Source organism: Modicisalibacter xianhensis, from assembly GCF_900113605.1.
Taxonomy (GTDB): Bacteria; Pseudomonadota; Gammaproteobacteria; order Pseudomonadales; family Halomonadaceae; genus Modicisalibacter; species Modicisalibacter xianhensis.
Window position 1 is genome coordinate 1 of sequence record NZ_FOPY01000036.1, and the last position, 5,825, is coordinate 5,825.

Annotated in this window: 7 protein-coding genes; all 7 read left to right on the forward strand. The window is 53.3% G+C overall.

Translation table 11 applies throughout. From position 1 onward, the window contains the following. Positions 1-582: multicopper oxidase domain-containing protein (locus BM194_RS20275; protein WP_177223485.1), on the forward strand; the 582-nt coding region annotated here is incomplete at its 5' end. 12 nt (positions 583-594) lie between these two features. Then, entirely contained in the window at positions 595-1,377 is a 783-nt protein-coding gene (locus BM194_RS20280; RefSeq protein WP_177223486.1) for a copper resistance protein B, read from the forward strand. Between the two features lie 27 nt (positions 1,378-1,404). Then, a complete protein-coding gene (locus tag BM194_RS20285) occupies positions 1,405-2,244 on the forward strand; it encodes a c-type cytochrome (protein WP_092850735.1) in 840 nt (279 codons plus the stop codon). A 24-nt stretch (positions 2,245-2,268) separates the two neighbouring features. Further along, entirely contained in the window at positions 2,269-2,934 is a 666-nt protein-coding gene (locus BM194_RS20290; RefSeq protein ID WP_092850737.1) for a response regulator transcription factor, read from the forward strand. Positions 2,935-3,019: 85 nt separating this feature from the next. Continuing rightward, a complete protein-coding gene (locus BM194_RS20295; protein WP_244891022.1) occupies positions 3,020-4,243 on the forward strand; it encodes a sensor histidine kinase in 1,224 nt (407 codons plus the stop codon). Between the two features lie 30 nt (positions 4,244-4,273). Then, positions 4,274-4,618, forward strand: a complete 345-nt coding sequence (locus tag BM194_RS20300; protein WP_092850742.1) for a copper-binding protein — start codon at positions 4,274-4,276, stop codon at positions 4,616-4,618. Positions 4,619-5,066: 448 nt separating this feature from the next. Further along, the gene (locus BM194_RS20550; RefSeq protein WP_143097653.1) at positions 5,067-5,447 is read left to right on the forward strand and encodes a hypothetical protein; all 381 of its coding nucleotides are present in this window, start codon (positions 5,067-5,069) and stop codon (positions 5,445-5,447) included. The last annotated feature ends 378 nt before the right edge of the window (positions 5,448-5,825 follow it).

Here is a 5,825-nt window from a genome sequence, read left to right on the forward strand (position 1 = left end):
CACTCCAACATGCAGGGCATGGACCACTCCAACATGCAGGGCATGGACTACCCCGGCGAGAAGGAGCCCACCCCAGAGAGCCGGACTACTGGGCTACTACCGGCGGGCATGGCACAGCCAGGTTCACGTTATGACCAGCCCGGTATCGGCATTGATCCCAGCGAGAGGCGCGTACTGGTTTATAGCGATCTCAAGGCCTACACCCCCTGGCCGGATGTTCGTCCGCCTGGACGCGAGTTGGAGCTCCAACTGACCGGCAACATGGAGCGTTACATGTGGTCGTTCGACGGTAAGAAATTCAGTGAGGTCAATGGCCCGATTCACTTTGAACACGGCGAGCGCCTGCGGTTGATTTTCGTGAATAACACCATGATGGAGCATCCCATTCACCTACACGGCATGTGGATGGAACTGGAAAACGGTGCCGGCGAGCTGATTCCGCGTAAGCACACGCTGAATGTCAAGCCCGGAGAGCGGGTCTCCGCTTTGGTCAGTGCCGATGCACCGGGAAGTTGGGCCTTCCACTGTCACCTGCTCTATCACATGGATGCCGGCATGTTCCGGGTCGTCAAGGTCGCTTAAGGAGTGCGGACTATGCGTTTTACTGCTCATTTGTTGGCGGGACTGGGCTTCCTGACATTTACCTCGGCTACCTTGGTGCATGCCGATGACGGTTCCAGTGAAGGTTATGATGCTCCGCCAGGATGGGGCTTGCCGATGGAACAGCATAACTTTGGTACGTTTCTCGTCGATCGCCTGGAGTATGCCTGGACAGACGAGAACGAAGAAGCCGTAGTCTGGGACTTTCAAGGTTGGTACGGCGGTGATTTTCAGCGCGTGTATATCAAGGGTGAAGGCGAGAATACCCAGGGCGACGGAGAGGATGGTGAGTTCGAGTCGCTCGACTTGCTATATAGCCATCTGGTCGCCGACTACTGGGAGTTGCAGGGCGGCATAGGCTATCAGGGTGGGATCGCATCCAACGACCATCCTGAACGCACTTTTGCGGTAATCAGCCTGCTCGGTACGATGCCCTACCGCTTTGAGGTTGATACCTCGCTGAGGGTCAGTGATGAAGGGGATGTATCGGCCAGCCTGGAAGCAGAATACGAAGTTCGGTTGACACAGCGCGCCATCCTGCAGCCGAGAGCTGAAGTTGAAGTGGCGGCAAGTGATGTCGAGGAGTTTGGTGTCGGAGAAGGTCTGAACTCTACCCGTGTCGGCTTGCGTTTACGTTACGAAATTACCAGAAAATTTGCCCCCTACATCGGTGCTTACTGGGAAAAACAATATGGCGACACAGCCGACATGACGCGAGAGGAGTTCGGAGACGTCGAAGGCTCCGGTGTCGTTGCTGGGGTCAGGATGTGGTACTAACCCTCGGACGATACTAAGGAGAATAAGATGCGAATGATTTATGGGGCAGTCTTGACGCTGATAGTGCTGGCTGTTGGCGGTGTCGCGATTGTCTACAGCGGAGCCTACAACGTTGCTGCAAGTGATGAGCATACGGCGTTAGGAAAGTGGGTAATGCATACCACAATGCATAACTCGGTCAAGGCGTCTGCTGATGACATAACGGCTCCTGACCTGAACGACAGCAGTCTGATTAAACAGGGCGCAAGTGCCTATGACTCGTTGTGTGCCGCCTGTCATCTTAAGCCTGGGCTGGAAGACACGGTACTACGGGCAGGACTCAACCCGATGCCACCCAACTTGACGAAGCAAGACCACTGGGGACCGGAAGAACAGTTCTGGATCATCAAACACGGCATCAAGATGACCGGTATGCCGGCTTGGGGTAAAACCCACGAAGATCAGGAACTCTGGGAGATGGTCGCGTTTCTGCAGCGTTTACCTGGACTCTCCGAGCAAGAATACCGTGAGTTGGTACAACCGGCAGGGTCCTCTACCAGCGGGCAGGCTGATGATGGGCATGATCACGAGCATGGTGACATGAACGCAATGATGGGTTCATCGTCCAATGCCGCCTCAGATGATCATCATGGGCAGGATGATGGCCATGACCATGAGCATGGAAACATGAGCGGGATGATGGGCGCACCGTCAAAAACGAATGATCAGCAAGGCGATGGCCACGCTCACGACCATGGGGACATGGGGGGCGAGGAGAAGGTAGCGACGCCGGATAGCCAAGCTAAGGCATCCGATACCACGTCGCCTGCTTCTGCAAAGGAAGACGCTGAGCCGGACGACCACTATGCAGATGGCCATACCCATTAACAGGTTGGGCTAGCGAGGCATGTCATGCGCTTGTTACTCGTAGAGGATGATGATCTGCTGGCAGAAAGCTTGGCCGAGGCCTTGGAAGATGCAGGATATCGGGTAGATGTCACGGCGCTGGTTCGTGAGGCTGAAAAACTCATGGCCCGGGAGGATTACAGTCTAGTGATCCTTGATTTGGGACTACCCGATGGATCTGGCCTCGAAATGCTGGAACGCTGGCGGCGCGGTGGCCGCCGGTTGCCTGTGCTCGCCTTGACCGCCCGTGATAGCTGGGAAGATAAAGTGGCAGGCTTGCGCCGAGGTGCGGATGACTATCTCACCAAGCCGTACCATGAGGCTGAGCTGCTTGCCAGGCTTCATGCTCTGCTAAGACGAAGCTCGGGGGCAGTGGAAGCGGAACTGCGAGTGAACGGGATTACTCTTGATGAAGTGGCCAAGCGAGCCTGTGGTGTCGATGGCTCTTGGCATACCCTTACTGCTACCGAGTACTGCCTGCTGCGTTATCTCATGTGCCATCCGGATCGGGTGCACTCGAAGGATAACTTGCTGAATCAGCTTTATACACTCAACCAGGATGCTGCCGCGCCGAACCTGGTCGAGGTATACATCGGCCGGCTGCGGCGGCTGTTAGGCAAGAACTGCATCCAAACGCGGCGAGGGCAAGGCTATGTACTTCCTTCGCATTGACCCGCGAAGCTTGCGGTTCCATCTGCTAACCCGCTTGGGGCTGGTTGCGCTAGTCGTTGTCGGTGTGACGTGGCTACTCCATGGCATGTTACTGCGTGATCTGGCCCGAGAGTTTCTCGCGGATCGGTTGCGACAGGAAGCTCACTATACTATCGAGCGCTTGCAGCAAAATGGTGGACCGCCTATCCAGTGGCTCGAGTCAGACTCACTCGCCTCGGAAGTTTTCCATCACCTTTATGTATTGCGGGTCGGAGACCAGGTCTCATCTTCTCATCCGGACAGGCTTTCCCTCCTGTCACCTTATCTAGATGAGACAAAGGCTGAAGTTTTTGAAGTCCCATGGCAAGGGCGGAAACTGCTTATCTATCGTGAAGCACTCACCCTAGAGGGGCAGCAAGGTGTCCTATTGATTGGCGAAGACTTTGCGCAAGTGGAGTCTGGGCTTGATGCACTGCACTGGTGGGTAGGAGCCATCGCCGGGGCTCTGTTAGTGCTACTGATATTACTAAATTTAATCGCGGTCAATCGCAGTCTGCGCCCACTTGCTTTCTTACAACGGCAGCTTTCTGAGATACAGTCGGGCCAACGGGAGCGGCTCGATTTAGATGTCCCGTCTGAGTTGGACAGCCTAATCGCCCAGCTCAATCATTTTATGGATGAGTTGCAGCGGCGATTGCTCCGCTCGCGTGAAGCCGTGGCCAACTTATCCCATACGCTACAAACGCCGCTCGCAGCTGTTACACAAGTTTTAAGAGGGAGTCGGCCCATCGACGAACAACGCCGTCACCGCATGCTGGAGCGTATGGAAGGAATGCAGGCGCAACTGGCCTCCGAGTTAAGGCGGGCGCGTTTCGCCGGGCCAATGACTGGGCAGCGTGCCAACGTCATCGGTGAGACAGAAATGCTTATCGACATGATGCGTACGCTGTACCCAGTAAAACGCTTCGAGTTGCAAGTTTCGCTTTCACCGAATCAAAACATTGCCGTCGAGCGCCATGACCTGAATGAGATGCTTGGCATCGTACTCGATAACGGCGGCAAGTGGGCTCGGGAATGTGTGCTGTGTCACATTTACAAAGATCAAGATTTGGTCATCGATGTGCAAGACGATGGCAGAGGGGTTGACTCATCGGCACTCCCTGAACTCGGCCAGCGAGGCAAACGCCTCGATGAAAGCACTCCCGGCCACGGGCTGGGTCTAGCCATTCTGAAACAGATCGTCGCTCAGTATCGAGGCAGAGTGACGTTCTCTTCGCCCCCTGGAGGAGGGTTTCACGTTCGTATCGTACTGCCTATCAATTGCTTGTAGCTAGAACTTCAATAACGCTAGGAGGTTAACATGATTCGCTTGATTCGACCGCTCTTGACGACTGCCACTCTGGCTCTTGCTACCCTCGCGCTGCCTGTTTCCGCAGACACGAACCATAGCCACGGGAGCAGTTCCGGCGGCCATCACTCTACTACTGCTCAGACAGTACAGGGAGAAGGTACTGTCAAGGCAATAAGCCCTGTGCAGCAGCAAGTGACGCTGGCACATGGCCCAGTCAAAGCGCTGAACTGGCCTGCGATGACAATGCCGTTCAAGGTGTCTGAAAAGAGTTTGCTAGAAGGTATTTCCGTCGGCGATGAGGTTCGCTTCGAGCTAGATGCCCAGAAGCGGATCTCAACACTACAGAAAAAATAACTATAAGCAGGGCATGGCGACGCCAAAGGCATGCCGAGCCCTGCTATATTGTGAGTTTGCTCGGTACATCTCAGGTACGTCCACATTATTTCCGCCTGTAGCACCGGGGGGCTTGCCAGAACAGGCAGGACACCAATAAACGCTAGGGCTACTGCCTGGCGAGAATATGACGGTGATCACCATCACTGCGCCTGGTAAAGGGCACAACCGGCTTTCCTGGTCCTCGGCCGCCCAAGCCAGGGCTGCCACGCTTATGTGAGCACCTAAGTTATCTACCTAAAAAGGAGTAAAGGGCTTTGATTAACTTCAACTCCGAATTCTTTAATAACCTTCAGCGCTGACTGCGGAAAAAATTTAGTAAAAAAATTTAACACAAAAGCATGAGTAATTCAGGGTGGTTTCAGGTTCTTCGTTGATAATGGATTCATCAACTAAGGAGGATCGTACCATGAAAGCTACTAAAGCTATTGCCCTGCTAAGCACAGTTGCTACACTTTCACTTTCAGCAATTATCGCGCTTGCTGATAGGCCTGCCGAAAATATTGCCGGTCAATCTGCCCAGCTAGAACATGTGCTACAAGATAAGCGTGAACCTTTAAGCAACAGAGACGCTAGCAACGCAGAAGTAGGAAGTGACATGGATGCAGTCGAAGCTTACCGGCAGTCAAACTTGCTTGGCCAGAGCGATGCTCTGTCTAAGACTAAGCCATATGCTTCGCTTAGTTTAATAAATCTAGCTGTTGATAAAAAATCTGGCATAAACAAAAAACAACAGAATTACGAAGCAACAAACCATAGCTCCAGCAGAGATAATCGTCGAGACTGGTAAGCTGGTTAAAATTTTCACGTAGGACATCAGTCCTTAATGGTGACCATCCCCATCAAGGGGGGTGGTCATTATACTTTTTGCGGCCGGGATTTAAAGGGTAGCCCTGAGCTTTGGTTTTACACCTTAAGCGCGGAATTTATCGTCCTCATGTGAAACCCAACTGTCCCAGAGAAACTGGTTCTTGGCTAATGAGGGTCTTCTAACCATTGATTCAGATCAACAGGGGAAAAAAATTACTGAAAAAAGCATAAAAGTGGACTGTTTTCTGGATATCATATGTCCTTAGGTGTCGGGGCCCGGATGATTAATTACGCGTTTCCAAAATAATTCGGGCCGGTCCTTCTGCCATTGCTTCATTGCACCGACCGGCGTCTGATG

Excerpts from the sequence above, each read along its gene's own strand:
- BM194_RS20280 (WP_177223486.1), top strand. The coding sequence starts at position 595 with ATGCGTTTTACTGCTCATTTGTTGGCGGGACTGGGCTTCCTGACATTT.
- BM194_RS20290 (WP_092850737.1), top strand. The coding sequence starts at position 2,269 with ATGCGCTTGTTACTCGTAGAGGATGATGATCTGCTGGCAGAAAGCTTG.
- BM194_RS20295 (WP_244891022.1), top strand. The coding sequence starts at position 3,020 with ATGTTACTGCGTGATCTGGCCCGAGAGTTTCTCGCGGATCGGTTGCGA.
- BM194_RS20285 (WP_092850735.1), top strand. The coding sequence starts at position 1,405 with ATGCGAATGATTTATGGGGCAGTCTTGACGCTGATAGTGCTGGCTGTT.
- BM194_RS20300 (WP_092850742.1), top strand. The coding sequence starts at position 4,274 with ATGATTCGCTTGATTCGACCGCTCTTGACGACTGCCACTCTGGCTCTT.
- BM194_RS20550 (WP_143097653.1), top strand. The coding sequence starts at position 5,067 with ATGAAAGCTACTAAAGCTATTGCCCTGCTAAGCACAGTTGCTACACTT.